General features: G+C 71.5%; 25 protein-coding genes. 17 read left to right on the forward strand and 8 right to left on the reverse strand.

The annotated features are described in order from the left end of the window. Positions 1–33: 33 nt before the first annotated feature. On the reverse strand, positions 34–831 hold the full coding sequence (locus tag ACIBBF_RS16540) for an ABC transporter permease (protein WP_397415278.1): 798 nt from the start codon (positions 829–831) through the stop codon (positions 34–36). Continuing rightward, entirely contained in the window at positions 828–1,805 is a 978-nt protein-coding gene (locus tag ACIBBF_RS16545) for an ABC transporter ATP-binding protein (protein ID WP_397415598.1), read from the reverse strand. The genes ACIBBF_RS16540 and ACIBBF_RS16545 overlap by 4 nt, the downstream gene beginning before the upstream one ends. 244 nt (positions 1,806–2,049) lie before the next feature. Here ACIBBF_RS16545 and ACIBBF_RS16550 point away from each other — a divergent pair, with 244 nt between their 5' ends. Genes ACIBBF_RS16550 through ACIBBF_RS16585 form a run of 8 tightly spaced genes read left to right on the forward strand, consistent with a single transcriptional unit; the run spans position 2,050 to position 8,833 of the window. Beyond that, positions 2,050–2,796, forward strand: a complete 747-nt coding sequence (locus ACIBBF_RS16550) for a helix-turn-helix transcriptional regulator (protein ID WP_397415280.1) — start codon at positions 2,050–2,052, stop codon at positions 2,794–2,796. Continuing rightward, a complete protein-coding gene (gene sufB, locus ACIBBF_RS16555) occupies positions 2,796–4,232 on the forward strand; it encodes a Fe-S cluster assembly protein SufB (protein WP_397415282.1) in 1,437 nt (478 codons plus the stop codon). Before ACIBBF_RS16550 ends, sufB begins: the two co-directional genes overlap by 1 nt. Before the next feature lies 1 nt (position 4,233). After that, positions 4,234–5,436: a Fe-S cluster assembly protein SufD gene (sufD, locus tag ACIBBF_RS16560; RefSeq protein ID WP_397415285.1), complete on the forward strand. Its 1,203-nt coding sequence runs from the start codon at positions 4,234–4,236 to the stop codon at positions 5,434–5,436. Next, positions 5,433–5,777 carry a non-heme iron oxygenase ferredoxin subunit gene (locus ACIBBF_RS16565; protein ID WP_397415287.1) on the forward strand — a complete coding sequence of 115 codons (345 nt, stop codon included), beginning with the start codon at positions 5,433–5,435 and terminating at the stop codon, positions 5,775–5,777. Before sufD ends, ACIBBF_RS16565 begins: the two co-directional genes overlap by 4 nt. Before the next feature lie 36 nt (positions 5,778–5,813). Beyond that, the gene (gene sufC / locus ACIBBF_RS16570) at positions 5,814–6,584 is read left to right on the forward strand and encodes a Fe-S cluster assembly ATPase SufC (protein WP_397415289.1); all 771 of its coding nucleotides are present in this window, start codon (positions 5,814–5,816) and stop codon (positions 6,582–6,584) included. Positions 6,585–6,625: 41 nt separating this feature from the next. After that, positions 6,626–7,936 (forward strand): cysteine desulfurase, encoded by a 1,311-nt coding sequence (locus ACIBBF_RS16575; protein ID WP_397415291.1) that lies wholly within the window; start codon positions 6,626–6,628, stop codon positions 7,934–7,936. A gap of 46 nt (positions 7,937–7,982) precedes the next feature. Continuing rightward, entirely contained in the window at positions 7,983–8,462 is a 480-nt protein-coding gene (gene sufU, locus ACIBBF_RS16580) for a Fe-S cluster assembly sulfur transfer protein SufU (RefSeq protein WP_020012946.1), read from the forward strand. 11 nt (positions 8,463–8,473) lie between these two features. Next, a complete protein-coding gene (locus ACIBBF_RS16585) occupies positions 8,474–8,833 on the forward strand; it encodes a metal-sulfur cluster assembly factor (protein WP_397415293.1) in 360 nt (119 codons plus the stop codon). Positions 8,834–9,182: 349 nt separating this feature from the next. On the opposite strand, the gene ACIBBF_RS16590 is transcribed toward ACIBBF_RS16585, so the two are convergent. After that, on the reverse strand, positions 9,183–10,031 hold the full coding sequence (locus ACIBBF_RS16590) for an NmrA family NAD(P)-binding protein (protein ID WP_397415295.1): 849 nt from the start codon (positions 10,029–10,031) through the stop codon (positions 9,183–9,185). A gap of 112 nt (positions 10,032–10,143) precedes the next feature. Between ACIBBF_RS16590 and ACIBBF_RS16595 the strand changes: the two genes are divergently transcribed. After that, positions 10,144–11,127, forward strand: a complete 984-nt coding sequence (locus tag ACIBBF_RS16595) for a cupin domain-containing protein (RefSeq protein WP_397415297.1) — start codon at positions 10,144–10,146, stop codon at positions 11,125–11,127. A 276-nt stretch (positions 11,128–11,403) separates the two neighbouring features. Here ACIBBF_RS16595 and ACIBBF_RS16600 read toward each other — a convergent pair whose 3' ends face one another. The 3 genes from ACIBBF_RS16600 to ACIBBF_RS16610 all read right to left on the reverse strand — a co-directional run bounded on the left by ACIBBF_RS16600 (position 11,404) and on the right by ACIBBF_RS16610 (position 14,384). Beyond that, positions 11,404–12,546 (reverse strand): Gfo/Idh/MocA family protein, encoded by a 1,143-nt coding sequence (locus ACIBBF_RS16600; protein ID WP_397415299.1) that lies wholly within the window; start codon positions 12,544–12,546, stop codon positions 11,404–11,406. A 158-nt stretch (positions 12,547–12,704) separates the two neighbouring features. Continuing rightward, positions 12,705–13,427: an alpha/beta fold hydrolase gene (locus ACIBBF_RS16605; protein ID WP_397415301.1), complete on the reverse strand. Its 723-nt coding sequence runs from the start codon at positions 13,425–13,427 to the stop codon at positions 12,705–12,707. 51 nt (positions 13,428–13,478) lie between these two features. Further along, entirely contained in the window at positions 13,479–14,384 is a 906-nt protein-coding gene (locus ACIBBF_RS16610) for an NADP-dependent oxidoreductase (protein WP_397415303.1), read from the reverse strand. Positions 14,385–14,703: 319 nt separating this feature from the next. Here ACIBBF_RS16610 and ACIBBF_RS16615 point away from each other — a divergent pair, with 319 nt between their 5' ends. Continuing rightward, complete coding sequence (locus tag ACIBBF_RS16615; RefSeq protein WP_397415305.1) at positions 14,704–15,315, forward strand: TetR/AcrR family transcriptional regulator; 612 nt, start codon at positions 14,704–14,706, stop codon at positions 15,313–15,315. A gap of 181 nt (positions 15,316–15,496) precedes the next feature. Here ACIBBF_RS16615 and ACIBBF_RS16620 read toward each other — a convergent pair whose 3' ends face one another. Then, entirely contained in the window at positions 15,497–15,916 is a 420-nt protein-coding gene (locus tag ACIBBF_RS16620; protein ID WP_397415307.1) for a hypothetical protein, read from the reverse strand. Positions 15,917–15,968: 52 nt separating this feature from the next. Next, entirely contained in the window at positions 15,969–17,243 is a 1,275-nt protein-coding gene (locus tag ACIBBF_RS16625) for an APC family permease (RefSeq protein ID WP_397415309.1), read from the reverse strand. Positions 17,244–17,370: 127 nt separating this feature from the next. Here ACIBBF_RS16625 and ACIBBF_RS16630 point away from each other — a divergent pair, with 127 nt between their 5' ends. The 7 genes from ACIBBF_RS16630 (at position 17,371) to ACIBBF_RS16660 (ending at position 26,047) form a co-directional block, all read left to right on the forward strand. Beyond that, on the forward strand, positions 17,371–17,832 hold the full coding sequence (locus ACIBBF_RS16630; protein ID WP_397415311.1) for an Lrp/AsnC family transcriptional regulator: 462 nt from the start codon (positions 17,371–17,373) through the stop codon (positions 17,830–17,832). A 150-nt stretch (positions 17,833–17,982) separates the two neighbouring features. Continuing rightward, complete coding sequence (locus tag ACIBBF_RS16635; RefSeq protein WP_397415314.1) at positions 17,983–18,780, forward strand: ABC transporter ATP-binding protein; 798 nt, start codon at positions 17,983–17,985, stop codon at positions 18,778–18,780. After that, entirely contained in the window at positions 18,780–21,032 is a 2,253-nt protein-coding gene (locus ACIBBF_RS16640; protein WP_397415316.1) for an FtsX-like permease family protein, read from the forward strand. The genes ACIBBF_RS16635 and ACIBBF_RS16640 overlap by 1 nt, the downstream gene beginning before the upstream one ends. A 219-nt stretch (positions 21,033–21,251) precedes the next feature. Then, positions 21,252–22,670 carry an MFS transporter gene (locus ACIBBF_RS16645; protein WP_397415318.1) on the forward strand — a complete coding sequence of 473 codons (1,419 nt, stop codon included), beginning with the start codon at positions 21,252–21,254 and terminating at the stop codon, positions 22,668–22,670. Beyond that, positions 22,667–23,875, forward strand: a complete 1,209-nt coding sequence (locus ACIBBF_RS16650; RefSeq protein WP_397415320.1) for an FAD-dependent monooxygenase — start codon at positions 22,667–22,669, stop codon at positions 23,873–23,875. Before ACIBBF_RS16645 ends, ACIBBF_RS16650 begins: the two co-directional genes overlap by 4 nt. Before the next feature lie 121 nt (positions 23,876–23,996). Further along, positions 23,997–25,361, forward strand: a complete 1,365-nt coding sequence (locus ACIBBF_RS16655; RefSeq protein ID WP_397415322.1) for a sensor histidine kinase — start codon at positions 23,997–23,999, stop codon at positions 25,359–25,361. Then, positions 25,358–26,047, forward strand: a complete 690-nt coding sequence (locus tag ACIBBF_RS16660; protein ID WP_397415324.1) for a response regulator — start codon at positions 25,358–25,360, stop codon at positions 26,045–26,047. The genes ACIBBF_RS16655 and ACIBBF_RS16660 overlap by 4 nt, the downstream gene beginning before the upstream one ends. Positions 26,048–26,106 lie beyond the last annotated feature (59 nt).

Raw genomic sequence — 26,106 nt, forward strand, 5'->3', positions numbered from 1 at the left:
GGGCGCGGTTGCCCCGCGGGGCCCGGACGCCGCTCAGTGCCAGCGGAACAACCGGGCCGCCCCGGCTCCCAGCGCCGCCGTCCAGGCCAGCAGCACCACCACCGAGAACGGGGGTACGGCGCCGTGCAGCAGCGCGCCGCGCATCGCCTCGCCCAGCGCGCCGGACGGCAGCAGCACCGCCGCGTGCGCGAGCGGTCCTGCGAGCTGCTGCGCGGGCAGCAGCACCCCGCCGCCCACCGTGAGCAGCACGAGCACGAGGTTGGCCACGGCGAGCACACCCTCCGCGCGCAAGGTCCCCGCCAGCAGCAGGGCCAGGGCCGTGAACGCGGCGGTGCCCAGCAGGCCCGCGCCGAGCACGGCGGGCAGCGCCCCCAGCTCGGGCTGCCACCCGAGGGCCAGGGCGACGCCGGCGATGACGACCACCTGCACCACCTCGACGGCGAGCACCCCGAGCACCTTGCCGGCCAGCAGCCCGGTGCGGCCGAGCGGTGTCGTGGCCATGAGCCGCAGCACGCCGTTGCGCCGGTCGAACGCGGTGGCGATGGCCTGGGACGTGAACGCCGTGGACATCACGGCCAGCGCGAGCACGCCGGGCGTCACGAAGTCGACGCGCGAGAGCCCGTGCGTGTCCAGGTCGATGAACGACGTCCGCACGAGGGCCACCAGGACCAGCACCGGCAGCACGATCGTCACCAGGAGCTGCTCGCCGTTGCGCAGGATCGCCCGGGTCTCGAAGGACGCCTGCGCCGCGATCCGGCGTACCGCGGGCGCGGCGGCGGCGCGTGCTGCGGGTACGGCAGCGGGCGTGGCGGGCGCGGTGTCGGTGCTCATCGCAGGTTCCTCCCGGTGAGGTCGAGGAACACGTCCTCGAGCGTCCGGCCGCCGGTGGTGACCGACCGGGCGAGCACGCCGTGTCCGGCGAGCCACCTGGTCACGGCGGCGAGCGCCGCCGGGTCGACGGGTCCGGTCACGGTGTACACCCCGGGCTCGCCCTCGCCGACCCCCCACTCGCCCGGGCGGAGGGTGGTACGGAGCGGGGTGAGGTCCAGGCCGGGCGTGGCCTCCACGCGGATCGAGGCCGGGCCGGCGCCGCCGTCCGTCAGCTCGCGGACCGTGCCCGACGCGATCACCCGGCCGTGGTCGACGACGTGCACGTGGTCGGCCAGGTCGGCGGCCTCGTCCATCAGGTGGGTGGTGAGCACGATGGCGACGCCGTCGGCCCGCAGCTCGCGCACGAGGTCCCAGACCGCGCGCCGGCTCTGCGGGTCCATGCCGGCGCTGGGCTCGTCGAGGAACACGACCTCGGGCCGGCCGATCACCGCGGCGGCGAGCGCCACGCGCTGCCGCTGCCCGCCCGACAGGCGGCGCACCGTGGTGCGGGCGAAGGCGTGCAGGCCGAGGCGGTCGGCGAGCTCGCCGACGGCGCGCGGTGCGGCGTACATGGCGGAGACGTGGCGCAGCAGCTCCAGCGCGCGCACCCCGGTGGGCAGGCCGCCGTCCTGCAGCATGACGCCGACGCGCGGCCGCAGGGCACGGGCGTCGGCGACGGGGTCGAGGCCGAGCACGCGCACGGTGCCGGCGTCGGGGGAGCGCAGACCCTCGCAGCACTCGATCGTGGTGGTCTTGCCCGCGCCGTTGGGGCCCAGCACGGCGGTGACGGCGCCCGGTCGTGCGACGAGGTCGAGGCCGTCCACGACGGCACGGCCGTCGTAGCGCTTGACGAGGCCGCGCACCTGGACGGCGGGGCCGGCGGGGCCGGCGGGGCTGGTGGTGGCGTCCGCGGTGGCCGCCTGGGCGGGGTCGATCGCGGGCGCGTCGGGCAAGGGCACCGCACAATCGTAGGCGGCGGCCGGAGGCGTCGTCGTCGCGGTGGGTGCGCCGGGTGTGTGCCGTCCGTGTGAGATGTGTCGCGATCGGCGGTAACTGAGGCTCGCCTTCCTTGCGCATCTCGAATTAGGGAACAAGGATGTTCTCAAAAGCACAGGCGCTCGCGAGGGCGTACGTACGCGGGGTGAGGTCTGCCCCGGGACCGACGGGGAGGTGACCAGCATGAGCGCACCGACGCAGGTGGCGGCCGGCCACGTGGCGAGCCACGAGACCGACGGCACCACCCGCCGGCGGGTGCTCGAGCTCGTGGCGTCCCGCGGCCCGGTCACGGCCGGCGCGCTCGCCGCGGTCCTGGAGCTGACGGCCCCGGCCGTGCGCCGACACCTCACCCTCCTGGAGGAGGACGGCAAGATCACGGTCCACGAGGCCTTGCCGTCGGGTGCGCCGCGACGCGGTCGCCCGGCCCGCCGGTACGTCGTCACGAGCGGCGGCCAGTCCGAGCTCGCGGGCGGCTACCAGGAGATCGCCCGGCAGGTCCTGCGGTTCCTGCGGGACACGGGCGGCAGCGATGCCGTGGCCGGCTTCGCCCGGCAGCGGTTCGACGCCGTCGCCCGCAGCTACGCGCCGCACCTCACGGCCGACACCGCCGAGGGGCGGGCGGCCCAGCTCGTCCAGCTCCTGTCGGCGGACGGCTACGCCGCCTCCGTGCGCCCGGTCCCGGCGCCGCTGACCGGCCCCACGGCCGGTGTCGTGGCCCCGGCCGTCCAGCTCTGCCAGGGGCACTGCCCGGTCCAGCACGTGGCCGAGGAGTTCCCGGAGCTGTGCGAGCAGGAGGCCCGCGCGTTCAGCGAGCTGCTCGGCTCCCACGTGCAACGGCTCGCGACCATCGCGGGCGGCGCGCACGCCTGCACCACGAACATCCCCGTGCACCTGACCACTCCCGCCACGACCCCCACCGAAGGAAAGTGATGAGCGCAGAAACGCAAGCGCCAGAGCAGCGCTCCGACGACGAGATCATCGCCAGCATCGGCGCCTACGAGTACGGCTGGCACGACAGCGACGAAGCCGGCGCGATCGCCCAGCGTGGCCTGAACGAGGACGTGGTCCGCAACATCTCGGCCCTGAAGAAGGAGCCCGAGTGGATGCTGAACCAGCGTCTCAAGGCGCTGCGCCTGTTCGGCAAGAAGCCGATGCCGAGCTGGGGCTCCGACCTGTCGGGCATCGACTTCGACAAGATCAAGTACTTCGTGCGGTCCACGGAGAAGCAGGCCACCTCCTGGGAGGAGCTGCCCGAGGACATCAAGGCCACCTACGACAAGCTCGGCATCCCGGAGGCGGAGAAGCAGCGCCTCGTCGCGGGTGTCGCCGCCCAGTACGAGTCCGAGGTCGTCTACCACCAGATCCGTGAGGACCTGGAGGAGCAGGGCGTCATCTTCGTCGACACCGACACGGGCCTGCGCGACTACCCGGAGCTCTTCCAGGAGTACTTCGGCACGGTCATCCCGGCGGGCGACAACAAGTTCGCCGCGCTGAACTCGGCCGTGTGGTCCGGCGGGTCGTTCGTCTACGTGCCGCCGGGCGTGCACGTGGAGATCCCGCTGCAGGCCTACTTCCGGATCAACACCGAGAACATGGGCCAGTTCGAGCGCACGCTGATCATCGCGGACGAGGGCTCGTACGTGCACTACGTCGAGGGCTGCACCGCCCCGATCTACACGTCCGACTCGCTGCACTCCGCGGTGGTCGAGATCGTCGTCAAGAAGAACGCGCGCGTTCGCTACACGACGATCCAGAACTGGTCGAACAACGTGTACAACCTGGTCACCAAGCGGGCCACCGCTGCCGAGGGCGCCACCATGGAGTGGGTCGACGGCAACATCGGCTCGAAGGTCACCATGAAGTACCCGGCGATCTACCTGCTGGGCGAGCACGCCCGCGGCGAGACGCTGTCCATCGCCTTCGCGGGCGAGGGCCAGCACCAGGACGCCGGCGCCAAGATGGTCCACGCGGCGCCGAACACGTCCTCGTCGATCGTCAGCAAGTCCGTGGCGCGCGGCGGCGGCCGCACGTCGTACCGCGGTCTGGTGCAGGTGCTCGAGGGCGCCTCCCACTCCGCGTCCAACGTCCTCTGCGACGCGCTGCTGGTGGACCAGATCTCCCGCAGCGACACCTACCCGTACGTGGACGTCCGCGAGGACGACGTGTCCATGGGGCACGAGGCCACGGTCTCGCGGGTGAGCGAGGACCAGCTGTTCTACCTCATGTCCCGGGGTATGGAGGAGACCGAGGCCATGGCCATGATCGTGCGCGGGTTCGTCGAGCCCATCGCGCGTGAGCTGCCCATGGAGTACGCGCTCGAGCTCAACCGCCTCATCGAGCTGCAGATGGAAGGGTCCGTCGGCTGACATGACTCTCACGACCGATCACTCGCGCGCTGTTGCCGACGGCGCCCACTCCCACGGCGCCGTCAAGCCCCAGGGCTCGCGAGCAGAGCGCCTCACGTCGTTCTCCCTGGAGGACATCCCTGTCCCGCACGGCCGCGAGGAGGAGTGGCGCTTCTCCCCGGCGGACCGCCTCCAGCCGCTGTTCCAGGCGGACCTGGGCACCTCGGGTGTCACCGTCGAGGTGGCCCCGGCCCCCGAGGTGACGGTGGAGACCGTCGCCCGTGACGACGCCCGCCTGGGCACCGCCGGCAAGCCCGGCGACCGCACCGCCGTCACGGCGTGGAACGCGTTCGAGCAGGCCACGATCGTGACGATCCCGAAGGAGGCCGTGGCCTCCGAGGTGACGTCCGTGCGCCTGGAGGGCGTCTCGTCCGACGCGACCGCGGCCCACGTGCTGGTCCGCGCCGAGCAGCACTCGGAGGCCGTGGTGGTCATCGACCACAACGGCGTCGGCTCGCTCGCCGAGACCGTCGAGATCGTGGTCGAGGACGGCGCGCACCTGACCGTCGTCAGCGTCCAGGACTGGGCCGACGGCGCCGTGCACGCCTCCTCGCACCGGGCCCGCCTGGGCCGCGACGCGAAGCTCAAGCACGTCGTGGTGACGTTCGGCGGCGACGTCGTGCGCATCACGCCGGACGCCGAGTTCACCGCCACGGGCGGTGAGGTCGAGATGGTGGGCCTCTACTTCGCGGACACCGACCAGCACCAGGAGCACCGTCTCTTCGTGGACCACGCGGTGCCGGACTGCAAGTCCCGCGTGACCTACAAGGGCGCCCTGCAGGGCTCCGGCGCGCACACCGTGTGGGTGGGCGACGTGCTGATCCGCGCGAACGCCGAGAACACCGACACCTACGAGCTCAACCGCAACCTCGTCCTCACGGACGGCGCGCGTGCGGACTCGGTGCCGAACCTCGAGATCGAGACCGGCGAGATCGCCGGCGCGGGCCATGCCAGCGCCACCGGCCGGTTCGACGACGAGCAGCTCTTCTACCTCCAGGCCCGGGGCATCCCCGAGATCGAGGCCCGTCGCCTGGTCGTGCGCGGCTTCTTCGCCGAGCTCATCCACGAGATCGGCGTCCCGTCCGTCGAGGAGCGCCTGCTGGCCTCCATCGAGGCCGAGCTGGAGAAGTCGATGAGCGTGATCACCGGGGCACCGGCCGCATGACCGCGCAGCTGGCGTGCATGACCGACGACCTGGGACCGGAGGAGGCGATGCTCGTGGAGCTCGACGGCGCCGACGGCGCCCCGGTCCCGGTCGCGGTCGCCCGTGACGCGGACGGCGTCTTCCACGCCGTCTCGGACATCTGCTCCCACGGCGCCGTCTCGCTGTCCGACGGCGAGGTGGAGGGCTGCCTGGTGGAGTGCTGGCTGCACGGGTCGCAGTTCGACCTGCGGACCGGCATGCCCGTCCAGCTCCCCGCGATGCGCCCCGTGCCGGTCTACCCGGTGACCATCGACGGCGACAAGGTGCTCGTCGACATCGACGTCACCGTGCCCGTCTCCTGACCCCCTGACTTTCCCGCAACCCTGGAGTAAACCGATATGCCCACCCTCGAGATCCGCGACCTGCACGTCAGCGTCGAGACCAAGGAAGGCCCCAAGCCGATCCTGCGCGGTGTCGACCTGACCATCGCCAGCGGTGAGACCCACGCGATCATGGGCCCCAACGGCTCCGGCAAGTCCACGCTCGCCTCGGCCCTGGCCGGCCACCCCAAGTACACGGTCACCTCGGGCACCGTCACGCTCGACGGCGAGGACCTGCTGGCCATGACCGTCGACGAGCGCGCCCGCGCCGGCCTCTTCCTCGCCATGCAGTACCCGGTCGAGGTCTCCGGCGTCTCCGTCGCGAACTTCCTGCGGACCGCCAAGACCGCCATCGACGGCACCGCCCCCGCCCTGCGCACCTGGGGCAAGGAGGTCAAGGGCGCGATGGAGAACCTGCGCATGGACCCGGCCTTCGCCGAGCGCTCCGTGAACGAGGGCTTCTCCGGTGGTGAGAAGAAGCGCCACGAGATCCTGCAGATGGAGCTCTTCAAGCCGCGTTTCGCCATCCTCGACGAGACCGACTCCGGCCTCGACGTCGACGCGCTGCGCATCGTGTCCGAGGGCGTGAACCGCGCCAAGGAGAACACCGAGGTCGGCGTTCTGCTCATCACGCACTACACACGCATCCTGCGCTACATCAAGCCTGACTTCGTGCACGTCTTCGTGGACGGCAAGATCGCCGAGGAGGGCGGCCCCGAGCTGGCCGACCGCCTCGAGGAAGAGGGCTACGACAAGTACGTCGGCGCGGGCGCCACGGCTTCGGCCTGACCCGCCACCGCCCGATCGTCCAGGTTCTGCGAAGGGACAACATGACCACCACCACCGTGCGTCCGGGTGACGCACCCGCCGGGCTCTCCACGGCCGAGCTGGCCGCCGTCCGCGCGGACTTCCCGCTGCTCGAGCGCACGGTGCGGGGTGGCCGGCCCCTCGTGTACCTGGACTCCGCCGCCACCTCCCAGAAACCCCAGGTGGTGCTGGACACCGAGGTGGACTTCTACGAGCAGCGCAACGCCGCGGTCCACCGCGGCGCGCACTTCCTCGCCGAGGAGGCCACCGAGGCGTTCGAGCAGGCGCGCGCGGCCGTGGCCGCGTTCGTCGGCGCGGACGAGGGCGAGATCGTCTGGCAGCCCGGCGCGACGGCCGCGATCAACGTCGTGGCCTACGCGTTCTCCAACGCGACCCTCGGGCGCGGGGGAGAGGCGGCCGCGCGGTTCCGGCTCGCGCCGGGCGACGAGATCGTGGTCACCGAGGCGGAGCACCACGCCAACCTCGTGCCGTGGCAGGAGCTGTGCGCCCGCACGGGCGCCGTGCTGCGCTGGATCCCGGTGGCCGACGACGGCCGGCTCGACCTGTCGACCCTCGACGAGGTCGTCACCGAGCGCACCAAAGTGCTGGCCTTCGCGCACGTGTCCAACGTGACCGGCGCGATCGCCCCGGTCGGCACCCTCGTGGCGGCCGCCCGGCGGGTGGGCGCACTCACGGTGCTCGACGCCTGCCAGTCGGTGCCCAACCTGCCGGTGAACTTCCACGAGCTCGGCGTCGACTTCGCCGCGTTCAGCGGCCACAAGATGCTCGGCCCCACCGGCGTCGGCGCCCTGTACGGACGGCGTGAGCTGCTGGAGGCCATGCCGCCCACTGTGACCGGCGGGTCCATGGTCGAGGTCGTGACCATGGAGTCCACCACCTACGCGCCGCCCCCGCAGCGCTTCGAGGCCGGCACCCAGATGGTGGCCCAGGCCGTCGGCATGGGCTGCGCGGCGCAGTACCTCGGCGAGCTCGGCATGGCGGGCGTGCTGCGGCACGAGCAGGAGCTCGCCGCCGAGATGCTGAAGATCGCCGACATCCCGGGCGTGCGGGTCATCGGCCCGCTCGACACGGCCGACCGCCTCGCCGTGGTCTCGTTCGTGGTCGACGGCGTGCACGCGCACGACGTCGGGCAGGTGCTCGACGACAAGGGCATCGCCGTCCGGGTGGGCCACCACTGCGCGCAGCCGCTGCACCGCCGGTTCGGCGTGGCCGCCACGGCGCGCGCCTCGGCGTCGGTCTACACGACGGTCGAAGAAGTTGTCGCCTTCCGGGAAGCCTTGGCGGGGGTCCGGGCGTTCTTCGGAGCAGAGTGATCTCTTCGAGGAGATCTGGTTCGGTGAGATCGAGAGAGGCAGCGTCGTGAGCACGCTCGAGCAGATGTACCAGCAGGTGATCCTGGACCACGCGAAGCACCCGGTGGGCCGCGGGCTCGTCGACGTCGCCTCCGTGGCGGGGCACCTCGCGGGGGAGTCGCACCAGGTGAACCCCACGTGCGGTGACGAGGTGACCCTCCGGGTCGACGTCACGCCGGAGGGTTCCGTGGCGGGCGTCTCCTGGGAGGGGCAGGGATGCTCCATCTCGCAGGCGTCCGTGTCCGTCATGACCTCGCTCGTCGAGGGCGCCGACCTCGCCGAGGTGGCGCGGCTGGACGGCCTGTTCCACGACCTGATGTCGTCCCGCGGCAAGGGCCTGGACGACGACGCCGCCGAGGACGCCCTCGGCGACGCGACCGCCTTCACGGGCGTGTCCCAGTACCCCGCCCGGATCAAGTGCGCGCTGCTCGGCTGGGCGGCGCTCAAGGACTCGCTGGCGCGCAGCGGCGCGCTGGCCACGAGCTGAGGAGAGATGCGATGACCGAGGCGAGCACCGACGTCGGGCAGGGAGCGGCGGCTGCCGCTTCGCCGACCACCGTGGTGGACGTCGAAGAGGCCATGCGCGACGTGATCGACCCCGAGCTGGGCATCAACGTCGTGGACCTGGGCCTGATCTACGGCATCCAGGTGGACCAGAACAACCACGCGACCATCGACATGACGCTGACGTCCGCGGCGTGCCCGCTGACCGACGTGATCGAGGACCAGAGCGCCCAGGCGCTCGAGGGCATCGTGGACGGGTTCCGGGTCAACTGGGTCTGGATGCCGCCGTGGGGTCCGGAGAAGATCACGGACGACGGCAAGGAGCAGCTGCGGATGCTGGGGTTCAACGTCTGAGGATCGACGAGGTCAGGCGGCAGGTCCCTGAACGCGGGGAATGCCGCCTGACCTGGTGATTCTCCTCCAGGCTCGTGAGACGGACGTGGACAGAAGTGGCCTCGTGGGGCCACCCGAAGTCCCACCGGGGATGGCTGGCGGCATGGCTCAACGCAGAGCGCATTCTCATCGACCGTGGCAGGGCGTGAGCGTGGGTCACGAAGGCCTTCGGTGAGCGAAGCGGTCTCTCGACAGCTCCACGCCTGCTCCGGAGGTCGTCCTCAGCCTCTAGCTTCGACCCCGTGTCGGCCCGAATCCAGGAACAACCTACCCCGGCGTCACAGCTGGACGTCATGGCTGGACGCCACAGCTAGACCTCCGGCAGGGTCTCACCGGTCCCGATCGCCTCGGCAAGGACGGTTCGCACGTCGCGGGGCGCGCGGCCGAGGGCCTCGCGCACGCCGTCGGACGGCGTCTCGTTGCGGCCGTCGAACACCTCGCGACACATCTCGGTGAGCAGGTTCGCCACCTCGTTGCCCGCCTTCGCGGCGACGGCGGCGCGGAACTCGTCGAGGCCCAGTGGCACGTACCGGACGTCACGTCCGGTGAGCTCGGTGAGCAGGGCCGCGACCTCGCCGAACGTGAGCGACTCCGGACCGGTCACCTCGTACCGCCGACCCTCGTGCCCGTCACCCACGAGCGCCTCGACGGCGACGGCGGCGATGTCGTGCACATCGACGAACGGCTCGCGCACGTCCCCGGCGGGGAACGCGAGGACCCCGGTACCCAGGGCGTCGCTCATCGAACCCTCGGTGAAGTTCTGGGTGAACCAGCTGGCGCTCACCACGGTCGCGGGGATGCCGGAGCCGAGCACGACCTCCTCGCAACGGCGGGCGGCCGGCTCCCCACGACCGGTGAGCAGGACGATGCGTCGCACACCGGCTTCACGGGCGACCTCGGTCAGGCGGGTGATCGCGAGGTCTGCCCCGGGTGCGGCCAGGTCGATCTTGTAGGCCACATACAGGCGGTCGACGCCGTCCAGGGCGCGCGCCCAGCCGTCGGGCCGGTCCCAGTCGAACCGGGGGCTGGTGCCACGTGCGAGCCGTCGGACGGAATGGCCGCTCGCTTCGAGGAGGCCCGACACGCGACGTCCGGTCTTGCCGGTGGCACCGATGACGGCGAACGTCGTCGGATCCGTGGGATGTTCCCTGTTCTCCATGCGCCCAGCCTGGATCCGGTCTGTCGGACGGAACAGCCCTGGGAGTCCGACGTTCTGTGCTGTTCGTCCAGAAATTCGGACATCCGGCAGACCGGCATGCCAGCCTGGACGCATGGTCAACCCATCCCTCCCGCCGGCGACCGTTTCGGCCGGCGACAGCCTCCACCTGCTCCGCTTCACCGGGGCCCTCTACTGCCGTGCTGACCTCACGGCTCCCTGGGGAGTGGCGTTCCCCGAGATCGAGCGGTGCTCGATGCTGTCCGTGGTGATCAGCGGGCGCTGCGTGCTGGAGATCGGCGACGAGCGGCACACCCTGGAAGCCGGTAGCGCGGCGCTCATCACGCGCGGTGTGCCCTACCGCCTGCTGAGCTCACCCGACGTGCCGACCACCGGGCTCTTCGACCTCCCCTCCGAGCGGATCGGAGAGACCTACGATCGTGTGCGGTTCGGCGGTGCCGGCGAGCGCACACAGATCGCGCACGCCGCGATGATCGCCGACGATCCCCTCACGGCCCGGTTGGTCGCCGAGCTGCCCGACCTGATCCGGGTCGACGCCTCACCCGACAGTGAATCGGATGCCTTCGGTATGGTGCTGCGACTGCTGGCCTCCGAGGCGCAGGCCCTGGACCCCGGGGGCGAGGCGGTGATGACCAGACTCGCGGACGTGCTGGTCATCCACGTGCTGCGCCAGTGGCTGCGAACCTCGGACGAGGCCAGCACCAGATGGCTCGCAGCGTTGCGCGACCCGCACGTGGGCCACGTCCTCAGCCGGATGCACGCGGAGCCTGAGCGCCACTGGACCCTGGCGGAGCTGGCGCGGCAGGCCGACATGTCGCGGTCGGCGTTCGCCGAGCGGTTCGCCGTGCTCCTCGGGGTGCCGCCGATGCGCTACCTCGCAGGTTGGCGCCTGCACCAGGCGCATACAGCGCTGACGACCACTGCTGAACCGGTCGCCTCGATCGCGCGTCGCGTCGGCTACAGGTCCGAATCGGCGTTCGGCCGCGCCTTCAAACGGCACCACGGCGCGTCGCCCGGCGCAGTACGGCGCTCAGGGCGAGCCCGCCCGGACAGCAGGTGGAGCGCTGCAGACTGTTGATCGTGCCGTCGCATCCCGCGGCGTACGCGCGGACCGGGTCACCTTCCAGGGGAAGAAGGCGCAGTGGGCATGCCGCCCCGATGAATCGGCTGCGTCGTCAGCCGGGATGCGGTGCGCGCAGGAGGACGGTGTCGGTGTGACGGAGAGCCGGCCTCGGCTCGGGTGGTGCGCCGGAGGCGGCCGGGAGCCTGTGCGGGTCAGTTCTGTGCGATCCAAGTCAGGGTCAGCTCGCGGATCGCCATCTCCTCGGGTCCTGAGGCAGTGTCTCTCCCGGGTTCACCGACTGGAGCTCACTCGGCCGGGGCGGGAGAGGTGCTGCCGTTGACCCGTCTCGGCGGCCCGTGTGATCGCCTCGAGTACTCTGTGGCGATCGAGTGCGACCGCGAAATCCGGCGCATCGGCGGTTCCGTCACGGAGGTCGGCGGCGAACTGGGCGTAGAGGCGGGCGACCCCCGCTGCGGGTGCGTCGAGGTGCAGGTCGGAGGCCGCATGATCGGGGGGTACCTGGAGCACTTGGACAGGCTCGCTGCCGCGGCGCAGCGTGATGGTGAAATCGGTGAAGTGGATGTAGCCCGACACCGACTCCACACGCACGCTGCCCTCGGTGCCCTGGATCTCCCATACCGTCGCCGTGCCGGCAGGGTGCCCGGCACTGTAGTGCAGTGAAGTGACGATCCCGCCTTCGAGAACGCCGGCGACGACGATCTCGTCCGGCGAGTCCTTCGGCAGCGACGCGCCATCGGAGAGGCGGACGCCGTCACCGCGTTGATTGGAGACGACGGCGGACAGACTCTCGAACGTGCCGAGCACGCGCGCGAGCGGTTCGAGCCCGTGGCCGAGCATGATGCTCAGAAGCGTGGCGCCGTGCTTTGCCTGAGCCATGTACTCGACCGGCGGGTCATATCGGCCGACCCACATGTCGTCGGCCAGATGCGCTCGGATGCTCGTGCTGAGCGGCTTGCCGATCGTGCCCTGCGCGATGAGGTCGCGAAGGAAGAGGACCGGCGGGTGCAGGCCGCCCTGCAACCCGACAACTGTCCGCAGCCGCCGCTCGCGGGCGAGCCCCTCCAGTGCTTCGGCCTCCGACAGGTTACTTGCGAGCGGCCACTCGGAATAGACCATCTTGCCCGCGGCCAGCGCGTCGGAAACGATCTGCTTGTGCTCCGGCACCTTGACCGCGACCACCACCAGGTCGACCTCCGGTCGCGCGACCAGAGCCTCGTGTGTGTCGAAGGCGAGATCGGCGCCCAGCCGACGAGCGGTTGCGTTCGCGCTCTCCATACGAGTCGTACTGACGGCGCGGATCTGGAACGCGTCGAGCGCCTGCAGCGCCGGGACGTGAGCGATTCCGCCCCAACCCCGGTCGGCACTGGCCCCGATCAGGCCGACGCCGATCCGGGCATTTGCTGAACTTGTCATGAGGATGCTCCTGCCTCGTGCAGCCCCGGCAACGCTCTCCGGGCCGCGTCACGATGACTCGTTTCGGGACACATACGGGGGGGCACTCGGGCTCACCATGGCGAGCGAGCAACTATTGCCGTTCGCCATGGTGAGCCCGAGCGAATCAAGCGCAGGTTCTATCCGTGAGCCCAGTGGGCCTCGAGCTCGCGCGCGACATCGGCCGGACGCTCGATCATCGGCCAGTGCGAGCTGCGCAGCTTGAAGACGGCACGTGAGCGTGTGGCATTACCGAGCTCGTCGGCGAAGCGGTGAGGAAGGAACGGATCGTCCAGGCCCCAGATCACGAGTGATGGTGCGGTCACGCTGCTCAAACCTGGCTTCCACTCCGCCCCGACCTCGATCGCCGAACGGTAGAGGGCGAGAATGCTTGCCCTCATCGTGGCATCGAGATGCCGGACCGATTCGTCTGCCGCGTCGCGCGGCATCTGCGCCTCGTTGAGGCTTGCTGCGAACGCCTCGAGATCGAGGTCCGCCATCCATTGCTCGCCCTCGCCGGGCGTCTGCCAGATCTTGGCAAGATAGTGCCACGGGTACTCCGGATCGATCGGCCCGCTGATGCCTGTCCATGTCCGCACCAGATCGGGGCGGACAGATGCGAGACGGCCCGTCAGCAGAGACCCCCAGTCATGACCGACCAGGTCGACGGGTTCGCCGATTTCTTCGATCTTCGTGATGAGCCAGTCGAGATACTCCTCTTTCGTCGACGTGAATCCCGCTGGCAGGGGTGTGCCAAACCCGGGGAGATCGATCGTCACGACATCTTCGCGTCGAAGATAGGGACGGACGGTGTCCCAGATCCGGTGGGTATCAGGTACACCATGGATGAGGACTGCAGGCATTTCGGACTCTCCCAGTGATTGTTGTCGTGGCAGAACGGCCGGTCGGCCGAGTCAGGGAAGAAGGATGACTTTGCCGTGGGTGTGGCCCGTGGCGACGAGGCGATGGGCATCCGCGGCCTCGTCGAGCGGGAAGCTCCGGCCGATGCGTGCGGTCCATGCGCCGGCGGCGATCAGATCCAGGGCTTCCTGAACGGGGCCGTGGTCGCGATTCCCGCTGCCGCCCGGGCTGAACTCGACGCCGTATCGTGCGGCATCGCGGTCGGCGAGCGTCACGATCCGGCCTGGGCCGCCGAGGAGATCGACGAGGGCGGGAAGGAGTCCCTTGCCGGCGGTGTCGAGCGCGGCATCGACACCGCCGGGAGCGGCTTCGCGGATGCGGTCGACCAGGCCGGGGCCGTGGGCGACAGGGATCGCACCGAGGCTCCTGACGAAGTCAGCGTTGGCGGTCCCGGCGACGCCGATCACCGTCACACCGCGCTGTCGCGCGAACTGCACGGCGGCGCCGCCCAGAGCACCGCTCGCGCCGGTGACCACGAGCGTCTCACCCGGGCGAAGGTTCAGGAGCGCGAGCCCCCTCGCCGCGTTGTCGGCGCCGATGACGGTAGCCGCGGCCTCCTCGAACGAAACGCCGTCGGGGATCTTCGCGAAGTTGCTGCTGACCGTGTACTCGGCGTAGGAGCCCTGGGCGGCCGAGTCCGGCCACCCGGCGACGCGGTCGCCGACCAGGCCTTCGTCGACGCCCGGTCCGACCGCCTCGACGACGCCGGCGAACTCGAATCCGATGATGGCGGGAGCACGGAGGCCGAACGCTCCGGCGCGTGCCTGGATCTCCGCCGGGTTCACCCCGGCGGCGTGAACCCGCGCCAGTACCTGACCCCGACCCGGCACCGGTCGTGGAGCCTCCGCGACCTGCAGCACGGAGGGTTCGCCGAACGCGGTGATGACGGCGGCTTTCATGATGACTCTTCGTCTCCTCACATCGAGCCGGCAGCACTTCCGCTGCGGCGTGCTCGCTCACGGGGGCCCGGGAGCGAGGTCGTCCGAAGGCCCAGTACATCACTTCAGGACCGATCGGTACAGATGTAACGTAGACGAGCGGAGAACTCTTCGCAAGCCCCCGAACCTGCAGGCAGGCGTCACGGCTCGGGGTCTCAGGTCTGGGTGTTCGCGCCGCGCTCGGCCCGTGCGAGATCGATGGTCGTGCTCACGGTGGCCTGACGCCTGGTCCTTCGCGCTATCTGGACTGCCTGGTCCGTAAGGGGGCATAATGGCTGCCATGCCCGTATCGCAGACCAAGCTGGGGCGGCCCCGCGAGTTCGACCCCGACCACGCCCTCGAACAAGCCATGAGAGTGTTCTGGGCCAAGGGGTATGAAGGGGCGAGCCTGTCGGACCTGACCGAGGCGATGGGCATCACTCGCAGCAGCATGTATGCGGCGTTCGGGAACAAGGACGAGCTGTTCCGCCGAGTGGTCGAGCGGTACACGGAAGGCCCGGCCTCGTACGGAATCCGTGCGTTGTCCGAGCCGACCGCACGTGAAGTCGCCGAGTCCATTCTTCGTGGCGCAGCCGCTGCCAGCACGAGTCGCGAGGCGCCCCACGGATGCCTCGGCGTCCAGGCTGCGCTGTCCGCCGGCGACAACGGGCTCACCGCCCAGAAGGTGCTCGTCGACTGGCGCCAAGACGGCGCTGCGCGCCTCGAGTCCCGGTTTCTGCGTGCGCGGGCCGAGGGCGATCTGCCGGAGACCGAGGACCCGCGCACGCTGGCGACCTACATCACGACGGTCGCGTACGGCATCGCCGTTCAAGCGGCGACGGGCAGGACCGAGGCGGAGCTGCGCCGGGTCGCTGATGTGGCGATGAACGCGGTGTCTTGGTCCCACGACTGAGACGGCGAACCCTGCGATCGGGTCCATCGACGCCTGAGGTGCCACCGCCGAGTCCGCTCGACCGCAAGGTGCGGGCCGCCGCCGTGCCCGCCTGCACCCTGAGGCGCGGGTGGGACGTCCCGCACCCTCGCGCCGGAGAGCGAACTGCCTGGTCAGGGCCGGTTCGCCGGCTGGGCGTGGGTCACGCCGCCGGGTAGTAGGCGTCGAACGCCTGCGACTCGAGCTGCCAGCCGAAGGACCGGCTGATCTTGCCGCCGGTGATCTCGTAGACGTAGAGCCGCGGCACCACCAGCTCGGGCTTGCCGATCCGTGCGTGCTTCTCGTGGACGACAAGGGCGACGACGGCGTCGCCCGCGACCAGGATGGTCGGCGGCGCCGCGAACGTGATGTTCCCGCCGCTGAGCTCCTGGAGCCGTCGCATCACCCGCAGCGACTCCTCCGGGCTGTCGGTCTCTCCGGAGAGCTCCGAGCGGCCCGCCGTGTAGGACGGCTTGCTCTCGGTGTAGAAGCTCGCCATGCGAGCCAGACCCTCGGGGCCGCCATCGCCGTAGGCCGCGTAGTAGTCGGTGAGGAGCTGGTGGTTCTCGGATGCGGTTGCCATGTTCACTCTTCCGTCCGCCGGGCAATGCCTATTAGCCGTTGGGCTAATAGGATTAGCTGAGGCGTCGATGATATTCGCCGAGGCGGTGACGGGTCAACGCGGCACCACCGACGACGGCAGGAATCGCGAGCAGTGCGCCGCAGAACACCAGCACGACAGCGAGGAACGCCGAGGCCACGACGGCGTTGCCGCGCGCGCCTCCGCGGAGAAGCCTGGCACCGGCGAGGGTCCCGGTGAGGGTCACCGCCGCGAGCAGCGCGGACGTGGCGCGGACCAGCCCGTCGAGGGTGACGAGACCGCCGAGGACCGGCCCGGCCACGACCAGGCAGCAGACGGCGAGGAACGCCAGGCCACGGTGTGGCTCACGCCCCGGCATCGTCCTGCCCACGAGCCATTGCGGCAGTGCGCGGTCCCGTCCGAGCGCCGCGCCCAGCCGGGCGCCGCTGGCCAGGTAGGCGTTGATGGCCCCGAAGGTCAGCAGCAGAGCGGCGGTGGTGGCCAGCGCGGTGCCGGTGGTGCCGAACGCCCGATGCAGGAGAGTGAGCAGCGGCGCCGGATCACGTCCGGCGGCAGGGCCCAGGACGCCGAGCGTGGCGACCGCCAGCCCGAGGTAGAGCACGCTCACGAGGGCAAGCGTGAGCGTCGTCGCGCGCCGCAGGCCGCGACGAGGGTCCGCGAAGTCCGCCGAGAGATGGGTGGCCGCCTCCCAGCCGGCGAACGCGAAGAACAGGGTGGTGGCCGCGGTGCCGACACTCGTCCACCCGTGAGGGGCGAACGGTGCGAACGCCTCGGAGCGCACGCCGCCGAGCGAGACCGCGACGGCCACGACCAGGAGGATCACCATGACTGCGGCGCTCAGGACCTGGATCCGTCCCGCCGCGCGGAGGCCGACGGCGTTCAGGACGAACGACGCCACGAGCAGCCCGAGGCCGACGCCCGTGGCAAACCCGGGACCTGCGCCGACGGCGGCCGCGACGTAGTGCCCGCCCATCAGCGCGGCGGCCGTGACGCCGAGCGGCACTGCCGCCAGGAACCACCAGCCGACCGCCGCGGCGATCCGTCCGTCGAAGGCGATCGCCGCGAAGTGCGCCACGCCTCCGCCGTCGGGGTAGGCGCCACCGAGCGCCGCGAACGTCGCCGCGACCGGGATGCCGGCGACGAGCAGCAGTGCCCACGCCAGCAGGGACGCGGGTCCGGCGGCCTCGGCCGCCAGCGTGGGCAGAGCCAGCGCCCCCGGGCCGAGCACCGCGCCGAGCAGCATGACCGCACCTGTCACGACACCGAGCCCGGGGACGCGGCGTGCGCCCGGGCGAACCTTCTCTCCCATGTACCGTCCTCTGCCTGATGGCCGTCCTGTGCCGGATGGCCAGGAAATCGGCGTGAGCGTAAGCACAGGAACGCGCCCATGGGGCCGAGGCCGAACGTCGTTCGGAACGATCGATACGATCCTGATCGTGGACGAACTTGATTCGGCGATCGTGCAACAGCTCCAGCGCGATGCACGGCAGACGAACCGCGACCTGGCCCGGCACCTCGGCATCGCGCCCTCCACCTGCTTGGAACGGGTACGGCACCTGCGCGCCCGCGGCGTCATCCGCGGGTATCACGCCGACATCGACCCGGCGGCGCTCGACCGCAGGGTCGAGGCGTTCGTCTCCATCCGGCTGCGCCCGCTCAACCGCGATGTGATCGACTCGTTCAAGGCCGCCCTGATCAAGCTGCCCGAGGTCATGGCCGTCTACGTCCTCGCCGGGGACGAGGACCTGCTCGCACACGTGACCGCCCGGGACCTGGACCATCTGCACGCGTTCCTCATCGACCGCCTCAGCCAGCCACGGGAGGTCGTCACCTTCCGGAGCCAGATCGTCTTCCAGAGCGCGCAGAAGCGGGTGCACCAGCGGTTGTCCGGGCAATGATCCGCCCAGGGCGTCGCAGCCGCCCGGCGGAGGATGCAGTTTTCCTTACCGCGGCCGACCGGCTGGCACCATGGTGGGCCGACCGCGCGCCTTCGTAGCGTCATGTCGTGCCCGCGCAACCCGGCGCGGCACGGGGGAACGGTGCGAGGAATGCTCACAGGCACAGGTACAGCCACCGATGCGGTCCGGCTGACCGCTGTCCGCAAGGTCTACGGCAGGCGCGGGAACGAGGTCGTCGCGCTCGACGACGTGTCGACGCAGTTCGGGCGGGGCACGTTCACGGCGATCATGGGCCCGTCCGGCTCCGGCAAGAGCACGCTGCTGCAGTGCGCCGCGGGGCTCGACCAGCCGACGTCGGGTTCGGTCGTCCTGGAGGACAGCGAGCTGAGCACGATGAGCGAGACCGAGCTGACGGAGCTGCGGCGCGACCGGGTCGGGTTCATCTTCCAGGCGTTCAACCTGCTCCCGGTCCTGACGGTGGAGCAGAACGTGACGCTGCCGCTGCGGCTCGCGGGCCGGAGCCCGGCCAAGGGCCGGGTGGCGAGCGTGCTCGAACAGGTGGGCCTGCGCGAACGGCGCAGGCACCGCCCGGCGGAGCTGTCCGGCGGACAGCAGCAGCGGGTCGCCATCGCGCGGGCACTGATCACCGAGCCGGCCGTCGTCTTCGCCGACGAGCCGACCGGCGCGCTGGACACGAGGACCGCGCGGGACGTGCTCGGTCTGCTGCGACGTTCGGTGCACGAGAACGGCCAGACGATCGTGATGGTCACGCACGACCCGGTCGCGGCGTCCTACGCCGATCGCGTGCTGTTCCTCGCCGACGGGCGCGTGGTGGGCGAGCTCCGGTCCCCGACGGCGGACGCCGTGGCCGAGCGGATGACCCACCTGGGCGCCTCCGCGGACGCGCCGCCCCTGGCGCCGTCGACAGCCCGGGGAGGGCAGCACTGATGCTCCAGCTCGCGCTCCGCACCCTGCGCTTCCGCACGGGTACGTTCGTCGCCGCCTTCCTCGCCATGTTCTTCGCCGCGATCGTCCTGATGGCCTGCGGCGGACTGATCGAGACGGGCATCCGCGCGGCGACCCCTCCCCAGCAGCTGAGCACCGCCGACGTCGTCGTCGCCGGCGACCAGACGCACCGCGCGCCCGGCGGCGACGAGGACGAGCCGGCCATCCTGCCCGAGCGCGTCCGCGTCGACGCCGGGCTGGAGAGCGTCATCTCGGCGCTGCCCGGCGTGCAGGAGACCAGGACCTACGTCTTCGAGGGCTCCCCGCCGGCCGGGACCGTCGACGCCATCGGCGTGGTCGCCGAGCCGGACGCGGACGTCGACGACCTGCGCGAGCGGATCGACGCCGAGCTGGACGGCGAGACCGTGACCCTCGTCGGTGACGAACGAGGCCGGGCGGAGCTGCGTGACGCCACGGCGACCAGCGTCAACGTGGTCTCTCTCGCGGGCGTCTTCAGCGCCTTCGCGCTGCTGGTGTCCATCTTCGGGGTGGCATCGATGCTCGGGTTGTCGATCGCCCAGCGGCAGAAGGAGCTGGCCCTGCTGCGGGCCATCGGGGCGACGCCTCGTCAGGTGCGCCGGCTCGTCCTCCGCGAGACGCTGGTGCTCGCGCTGATCGCCACCGCCGCGTCCTACGTCCCGGGCCAGCTCCTGGGCAAGCTCGTGTTCGACTTCCTGGCCGGACAGGGCATCGCCACGGCGGGTGTGGCCTTCCACCAGGGCTGGATACCGTCCGTGGCGGCGATGGCGGTGGCGATCCTCGCGGCTCTCGGGGGTGCTCTGGGCGCGGGACGACGGGCCGCACGGACCAAGCCGAGCCAGGCGCTCGCGGAGGCCTCGCTCGACGACAGGACGATCGGCGGGTGGCGGGTGCTGGCCGGGCTGCTCTTCGTCGCGGCCGGGATCGCGCTGACCATCGTCACCGTCGCGGTGCTGAGCGGCCCGGCTGCCCCGGCGACGGCCGCCCCCGCGGTCATCGTGTTCACCATCGGCCTCGCGTTGCTGGCCCCCGTCCTGGCGAAGGTGGTGATCCTCGCCGTCCAGTGGCCGGTGCGCGCTCTCGGCGGGCTCACGGGCGACCTCGCGGTGCTCAACGCACGTGGCCGGGCCAGCCGGCTCGCTGCCGTCATGGGTCCCGTCATCCTGCTGACCGGGGTGTCGACCGGAATGCTGTACCTGCAGACGACGAACGACGCCGCCGACGAGGCGGCCTTCGCCGACAGCATCGTCGCCGACGCCGTGGTGACGGCGCAGGACCGTGTCGACCCGCGGCTCGTCGAGGAGATCGGCCGGCTGCCCGGTGTGGCCGGAGCGTCCGAGTACGTCAGCAGCGTCGGTTTCATCGAGAGCCCGCACGACGTGTCACCGATGGGCGAGGGCTGGACCCTCCAGGGAGTCACCGCCCGGAGCGCCGCCGCGAGCACGCCGGTCGATGTCACTGCCGGGACGCTCGCGGACCTGCACGGCGCGACGGTCGCGATCGAGGACGAGCACGCCGGCACCCTCGGCGTCGGCGTGGGCGACCCGATCACGCTCCGGATGGGGGACAACACCCTCCTCGACGTGCGGGTGGCCGCGCTGTTCTCCGCCGCGGACGACTACGACACGCTCCTGCTCCCGGCCGACACGCTGGCCGCTCGCACCACCGCCGGGTTCCCGACACGCATCCTGGTCAGCGCGCAGGACGGCACCGATCCGGAGCAGCTGGTGGTGGACCTGACCCGGCTGACCACGGCCATGGACGGGGTGACCGTCGCCGACCGGGAGATCCTGTTCGACGAGTACGAGGACCAGAAGAAGACGGCGTCCTACGCGATCTACATCATGGTGCTCCTGCTCGTCGGATACTCGGCGATCACCGTGATCAACACCCTGGTGTCCAGCACGGCGGCGCGGCAGCGCGAGTTCGGGCTCCAGCGGCTCGTGGGCTCGACCCGCCGCCAGGTGATGCAGATGGTCGGGCTGGAGGCGGCGATCGTCGCGGTCACCGGCCTCGCGCTGGGCAGCATCGCGGCGCTGGGCATCCTGGTCCCGGTGAGCCTCAAGCGGCTCGGGTCCGTGCTACCTGCCGGGTCCCCGCTGGTCTACGCGGCGATCGTCGCGCTGGTCGTCCTGCTGACCCTCGGGGCGACGCTGCTGCCCGCGTGGCGGGCCACGCGGGGGCGGGCGGCGGAGGCGGCCGTCTCGGTCGAGTAGCAGCGAACCAGGTAGCTGCTCCCATCGCCGGTGCGGTGGGGGCAGCTACCTGTGTCCGCGGCCGGGCGTGCGGTCCCGGCAGGGCGGAGGAAATCTCCCGGGTGCACGGCGGTTCCCACCATGTCAGGGCACAGGGCCCGAACCCTAGGTTCGAGGACATGGAGATCAGACCGACCTCGTTCGTGCTCCCGCCCGCGACCAGCCCGGAAAGAGACTGAGATGACTATCGCTCCTGCTTCTCCGGCCCCCGTCGAGAGGCCGGCCCCTGCCCGTATCGGAGGCCCCGCGATCGGGGCGCTCGGCGCTCTCGCCCTCGCCCTCGGCACCCTGCAGACGGTGGTGGACCCTGCCCGTCCGATGCTGGAGCGCGAGCTGGGTGTCGACACGGCGGCGGCCGCGCTCATCGCCAGCACCCTGCTGATCACCGGCGCGATCGTCGCGCCCATCGCGGGCAAGCTCGGCGACCGCTACGGCGGCAAGCGGGTGCTGCTCGTGCTGATGGCGCTGGTCTCGGCAGGTGGTGTGGTGTCGAGCCTCGCGCCGAACCTGCCGGTCCTGCTGGTCGGTCAGACGCTGCAGGGCGCGATGGTGGGCGCACTGCCCCTCTCGTTCATCCTGGTGCGCAAGAACTTCCCGGAGGGGCAGACGCAGGTAGCCGTCGGGGTGGTCAGCGCGCTGTTCACCGCCGGGGGCATCGTCGGGACCCTCGTCGCCGGGCCGCTGGCGGAGGGCCTGTCCTGGCACTGGATCTTCGCGGCTCCGACGATCGTGATCGTCGGGGCGACGGCGGCCGTCCTCCGGCTCATGCCGAACGACCCGCCAGGTGACCAGGGCGCCACCATCGACTGGGCCGGAGTGGCCCTGCTGAGCGCCACGCTGGTCGCGCTCATGCTGGGGCTGCTGGTGGTGACGGGCGGCGGCCTTCCGCCGCTGGCGGTCGGCGGCGTGGTGCTCGTCGTCGCCGCCCTCGCCGCGGCCTGGGTGGCCGTCGAGCGCCGGGCGATCTCCCCGATGGTCGAGCTGCGCATGCTGGCAGCGCCCGCCCTGTGGAGCGCGGCCGTGCTCACCGTCGCCGTCGCGGCGATCTCCGCGATGCTGCAGACGTTCGTCCCCAAGCTGTTCCAGGTGTCGGGGGAGGGCTACGGCCTCGGGCTCGGCACCACCGACATCGGGCTGTTCATGATGCCCGCGTCCATCGCCGGCGTGCTGGCCGGATCGGTCGGCGGGCTCGCCGTGCAGCGGTTCGGCGCACGCACCGTGGCCACCACGGGCGCCGTGGCCACCGCCGGCATCCTCGTCGCCGTCGCGGCGCTGCACGACACGGTGTGGCAGCTCGTCGTCGCGCGGGCGCTCGCCGCCTTCGTCGGTGGCCTGATCACCACGGCGCTGCTCGCCAGCACCGCGACCTCCGTCGCAGCGAAGGACACGGGGATCGCCACCAGCCTCCTGGTCGTGATCCGCCTGATCGGTGCCGTCGCGGGGGGCCAGGCCGCCGGTTCGATCCTCGACGCCGGGAACGACCCGGTGACCGGGGTGCCCGCCGAGTCGGCCTTCGTCACCGGCTTTCTCGTGGCGGCCCTCGTGGCCGCACTGTCCCTGCTCGTCGTCCGTCACCTGAAGAAGGAAGTCCGGTCATGACATCTCGATCCGACACCGCCCCGCACACCGTCCTGATCGCCGGAGCCAGCCTCGCCGGCCCCACCCTGGCGTACTGGCTGCACCGGTACGGGTTCGCCGTCACGGTCGTCGAGAAGGCGCACGCACCCCGTGGGGGCGGCTACCCGATCGACGTCCGCGGTACCGCGATCGAGGTGGTCCGGCGCATGGGCATCCTGCCGACGCTGCAGGCCGCGCACATCGACACCGGACGGTTCACCTTCCTCGACGCCGACGGCGCCGAGGTGGCCGTCCTGCGCCCCTCCGCAGTCGCCGGGAGCGTCGAGGGCCAGGACCTGGAGGTGGGACGTGGCAACCTGACCGCCGCGCTCTACGAGACGGTCCGAGACGACGTCGAGTTCGTGTTCGACGACTCCGTCGACACCCTCGACCAGCACGAGCGAGGGGTCGACGTCACCTTCCGCAGCGGCAGACAGCGCACGTTCGACGTGGTGGTCGGCGCCGACGGCATGCACTCGGGTACCCGCAGAGCACTCCTCGGGCCCGAGGAGCAGTTCCATCGGTACCTCGGCTACAGCTTCGCCGTGTTCACCATGCCCAACACCCTCGGGCTGTCGCGCGAGCTGCTCATGTGGAACACCCCGGGCCGGGCGGCCGCGCTCTACGCCACCGGAGGCGCCGACGACGACCTGCACGCCTTCCTCAACTTCCACCAGCCGGAACAGCCGCTCCACCTCCGGCGGGACCCGGACGCGCAGCGGGACCTGGTCGCCCGGACGTACGCGGACGCCGGCTGGGAGGTCGGCACCATCGTCAAGGCCATGCACCAGGCGGACGACCTGTTCTTCGACACGGCGGGCCAGATCCGTATGCCCCTCTGGTCGAGCGGCCGGGTGGCGCTCGTCGGGGACTCCGCCTACGCGCCGTCGTTCCTGACCGGACAGGGGTCCAGCCTGGCGCTGGTGGGCGCCTACATGCTCGCCAGGTCGTTGGCCACGCGCGGTGACCACGTCGATGCCTTCGCCGCCTACGAGCGTGACACCCGCGAGTTCGTCACGCTGAACCAGGCGCTGGTCGACAAGGGTGGCGCCCGGCTGTTCCCCACCACCGCCGAGGCGCTGGAGCGGCGCAACGCCATGCTTCGTGGCCTGGTCGCCATGCCCGCGACGACGCCCCAGCCCGCCCACTCGGCCCTCGTGCTGCCGGAGCCCGCGCCGACGTCCTGAGCCCGGTCCGGAGCGCTCGGTCAGATCCGCCGGCCGAGCGCTCCGACACGGAGGAAATCCCTACCACCTCCGGGGGAACGCACCCTGTTCCGACAGCGCGGCCCCACGCCAGGCTGGCAGTATGAAGACCATGACCCTCGACCCGCAGGCGCTGAGGTCTGCGCTGCGACCAGGCGCGTCGCGCCTGCTGAGCGCGCCGTACTCCGCCGGTACGTGGCGCGCGTACGGCTACCTGTGGTGCATGCTGCTCCTGGGACCGTTCGCACTCTTCTACACGCTGGCCACCGTGGCGGTCACGGTCGGGGCCGCCGTGACGGTCGTCGGGCTGTTCGTTGCAGGCGGGCTCGTGGTGGGCGGGCGTTGGTGGGGCGCCACGTACCGCCGCCTGGCGGCCGACCTGCTGGGCACGCACGTCGCGGCGCCCGTGCCCGGCCGGAGGCGGGAAGGCTTCTGGCCGCGGCTCGGGGGAGCGCTCGGCGACACGGCGGGCTGGCGAGCACTGCTGTTCATGATCGCGGCACTGCCGGTGACGCTCCTCGGGTTCATCGTGAGCACCGCCTGTCTCGTGCTCGGGTTCGGCGGCGTGACCTACTGGACCTGGTTCTGGTCGCTGCCCCCCGAGCTGGCCATGGACAGCTCGTGGCACAACCCGGCGGGCCTGGCGCTCGTGGCCCTGGGCGGCCTGGTGGTGCTGGTCCTGTGGCCGTCGGCCCAGTCGGGCTTCGTCGCCCTGCTGACGCTGCTGACCAGGGTGCTGCTCGGCCCCACGGCCGCCAGCCTGCGGGTCGCCGAGCTGGAGCGCTCCCGCGCGGGCACGGTGCAGGACGCCGACGCCCGCCTGCGCCGCATCGAGCGAGACCTGCACGACGGGACCCAGGCGCGCCTGGTCGCCGTCGGCATGCAGCTCGGCGAGGCGCGCGAGCAGCTGGTCGCCGGAGAGACGGACACCCTGGGTGAGCTCCTCGAGGTGGCGCACGCTTCGACCAAGGACGCCCTGGCCGAGCTCCGCGAGCTGGCCCGGGGCATTCACCCGCCGGCCCTGGACAGCGGCCTCGCGGTGGCCCTCGAGACGCTCGCCGCACGCGCGCCGCTGCCGGTCACGGCGGACATCGATCCCGCGGTCGAGGCGGGCGGCCGCCTGGCCCCGGCGATCGAGTCGATCGTCTACTTCTCGATCGCCGAGCTGGTCACCAACGCGGCCAAGCACGCGCACGCGTCGCGGGTCCACGTGCGGGTCGAGGGCGGCAGCGGCGTCCTGCACATCCAGGTGCGCGACGACGGCAGCGGGGGCGCGACCGTCGTCGCTCCCGACGGGTCCGGGCTGCGGTCAGGTCTCGCGGGGCTCGCCGAGCGCGTCGGTTCGGTCGACGGCACGTTCGACCTGTCCAGCCCGGTCGGAGGGCCGACGGTCGTGACCATGACGCTCCCCGCGGTGCGCGCCGGCACCGCGGGTGCGCACCGCACGGGCACCGGGCGCCCCGCATGACCGGGCCGGACACGACGCCGTCGGGCGGTCTGCGGGTGGTGCTCGCCGAGGACTCGGGGATCCTGCGCGACGGGCTCGTCGCGCTGCTGACACGGCGGGGGCACGAGGTGACGGCGGTGCCCGACGGCGAGAGCCTGGAGCGCGAGGTCCTGCGCCTCGCGCAGGAGTCGGCGCTGCCGGACGTCGTGGTCGCGGACATCCGGATGCCGCCCACGTTCACCGACGAGGGCCTGCGCACCGTGGTCGCGTTGCGGGAGCAGTTCCCCGGGTTGCCCGTGCTGCTCTTCTCGCAGTACGTGGAGACGCGGTATGCCGGCACCCTGCTCCGGGGCGACGCGCGCGCCGTGGGGTACCTCCTGAAGGACCGCGTGGTCGACGTGGGAGAGTTCACGCAGGCGCTCGCGCGCGTCGCCCGGGGCGAGACGGTGCTCGACCCGGAGGTGGTCTCCCAGCTCATGGGCGCCTCGGAGCGAGACGTCGCCCAGGTGCGGCTGACCGGCAGGGAGCGCGAGGTGCTCGAGCTCATCGCGCAGGGCCGCTCGAACGGCGGCATCGCGGAACGGCTGTTCCTCTCCCAGGGCGCCGTGGAGAAGAACGTCGCGGCGATCTTCCAGAAGCTCGACCTGCCGTACGACGCCGCCGACAACCGCCGGGTGCTCGCCGTGCTGCGCTACCTGGGGACCTGACGGGTCGGCACCGAGGTGCCGTTCGAACCGTACGTCGCCGTCGTCGCGCAGGTGGGCTG

Origin of the sequence: Promicromonospora sp. NPDC050880 (assembly GCF_044456525.1) — a bacterium.
In the GTDB taxonomy this organism is placed as follows: domain Bacteria; phylum Actinomycetota; class Actinomycetes; order Actinomycetales; family Cellulomonadaceae; genus Promicromonospora.

Bases quoted from the DNA above. Each gene is read 5' to 3' on its own strand.
- ACIBBF_RS16540 (WP_397415278.1), bottom strand. From the start codon at position 831: ATGAGCACCGACACCGCGCCCGCCACGCCCGCTGCCGTACCCGCAGCA.
- ACIBBF_RS16550 (WP_397415280.1), top strand. From the start codon at position 2,050: ATGAGCGCACCGACGCAGGTGGCGGCCGGCCACGTGGCGAGCCACGAG.
- sufB (WP_397415282.1), top strand. From the start codon at position 2,796: ATGAGCGCAGAAACGCAAGCGCCAGAGCAGCGCTCCGACGACGAGATC.
- sufD (WP_397415285.1), top strand. From the start codon at position 4,234: ATGACTCTCACGACCGATCACTCGCGCGCTGTTGCCGACGGCGCCCAC.
- ACIBBF_RS16565 (WP_397415287.1), top strand. From the start codon at position 5,433: ATGACCGCGCAGCTGGCGTGCATGACCGACGACCTGGGACCGGAGGAG.
- sufC (WP_397415289.1), top strand. From the start codon at position 5,814: ATGCCCACCCTCGAGATCCGCGACCTGCACGTCAGCGTCGAGACCAAG.
- ACIBBF_RS16575 (WP_397415291.1), top strand. From the start codon at position 6,626: ATGACCACCACCACCGTGCGTCCGGGTGACGCACCCGCCGGGCTCTCC.
- ACIBBF_RS16585 (WP_397415293.1), top strand. From the start codon at position 8,474: ATGACCGAGGCGAGCACCGACGTCGGGCAGGGAGCGGCGGCTGCCGCT.
- ACIBBF_RS16590 (WP_397415295.1), bottom strand. From the start codon at position 10,031: ATGGAGAACAGGGAACATCCCACGGATCCGACGACGTTCGCCGTCATC.
- ACIBBF_RS16595 (WP_397415297.1), top strand. From the start codon at position 10,144: ATGGTCAACCCATCCCTCCCGCCGGCGACCGTTTCGGCCGGCGACAGC.
- ACIBBF_RS16600 (WP_397415299.1), bottom strand. From the start codon at position 12,546: ATGACAAGTTCAGCAAATGCCCGGATCGGCGTCGGCCTGATCGGGGCC.
- ACIBBF_RS16605 (WP_397415301.1), bottom strand. From the start codon at position 13,427: ATGCCTGCAGTCCTCATCCATGGTGTACCTGATACCCACCGGATCTGG.
- ACIBBF_RS16610 (WP_397415303.1), bottom strand. From the start codon at position 14,384: ATGAAAGCCGCCGTCATCACCGCGTTCGGCGAACCCTCCGTGCTGCAG.
- ACIBBF_RS16615 (WP_397415305.1), top strand. From the start codon at position 14,704: ATGCCCGTATCGCAGACCAAGCTGGGGCGGCCCCGCGAGTTCGACCCC.
- ACIBBF_RS16620 (WP_397415307.1), bottom strand. From the start codon at position 15,916: ATGGCAACCGCATCCGAGAACCACCAGCTCCTCACCGACTACTACGCG.
- ACIBBF_RS16625 (WP_397415309.1), bottom strand. From the start codon at position 17,243: ATGGGAGAGAAGGTTCGCCCGGGCGCACGCCGCGTCCCCGGGCTCGGT.
- ACIBBF_RS16635 (WP_397415314.1), top strand. From the start codon at position 17,983: ATGCTCACAGGCACAGGTACAGCCACCGATGCGGTCCGGCTGACCGCT.
- ACIBBF_RS16640 (WP_397415316.1), top strand. From the start codon at position 18,780: ATGCTCCAGCTCGCGCTCCGCACCCTGCGCTTCCGCACGGGTACGTTC.
- ACIBBF_RS16645 (WP_397415318.1), top strand. From the start codon at position 21,252: ATGACTATCGCTCCTGCTTCTCCGGCCCCCGTCGAGAGGCCGGCCCCT.
- ACIBBF_RS16650 (WP_397415320.1), top strand. From the start codon at position 22,667: ATGACATCTCGATCCGACACCGCCCCGCACACCGTCCTGATCGCCGGA.
- ACIBBF_RS16655 (WP_397415322.1), top strand. From the start codon at position 23,997: ATGAAGACCATGACCCTCGACCCGCAGGCGCTGAGGTCTGCGCTGCGA.
- ACIBBF_RS16660 (WP_397415324.1), top strand. From the start codon at position 25,358: ATGACCGGGCCGGACACGACGCCGTCGGGCGGTCTGCGGGTGGTGCTC.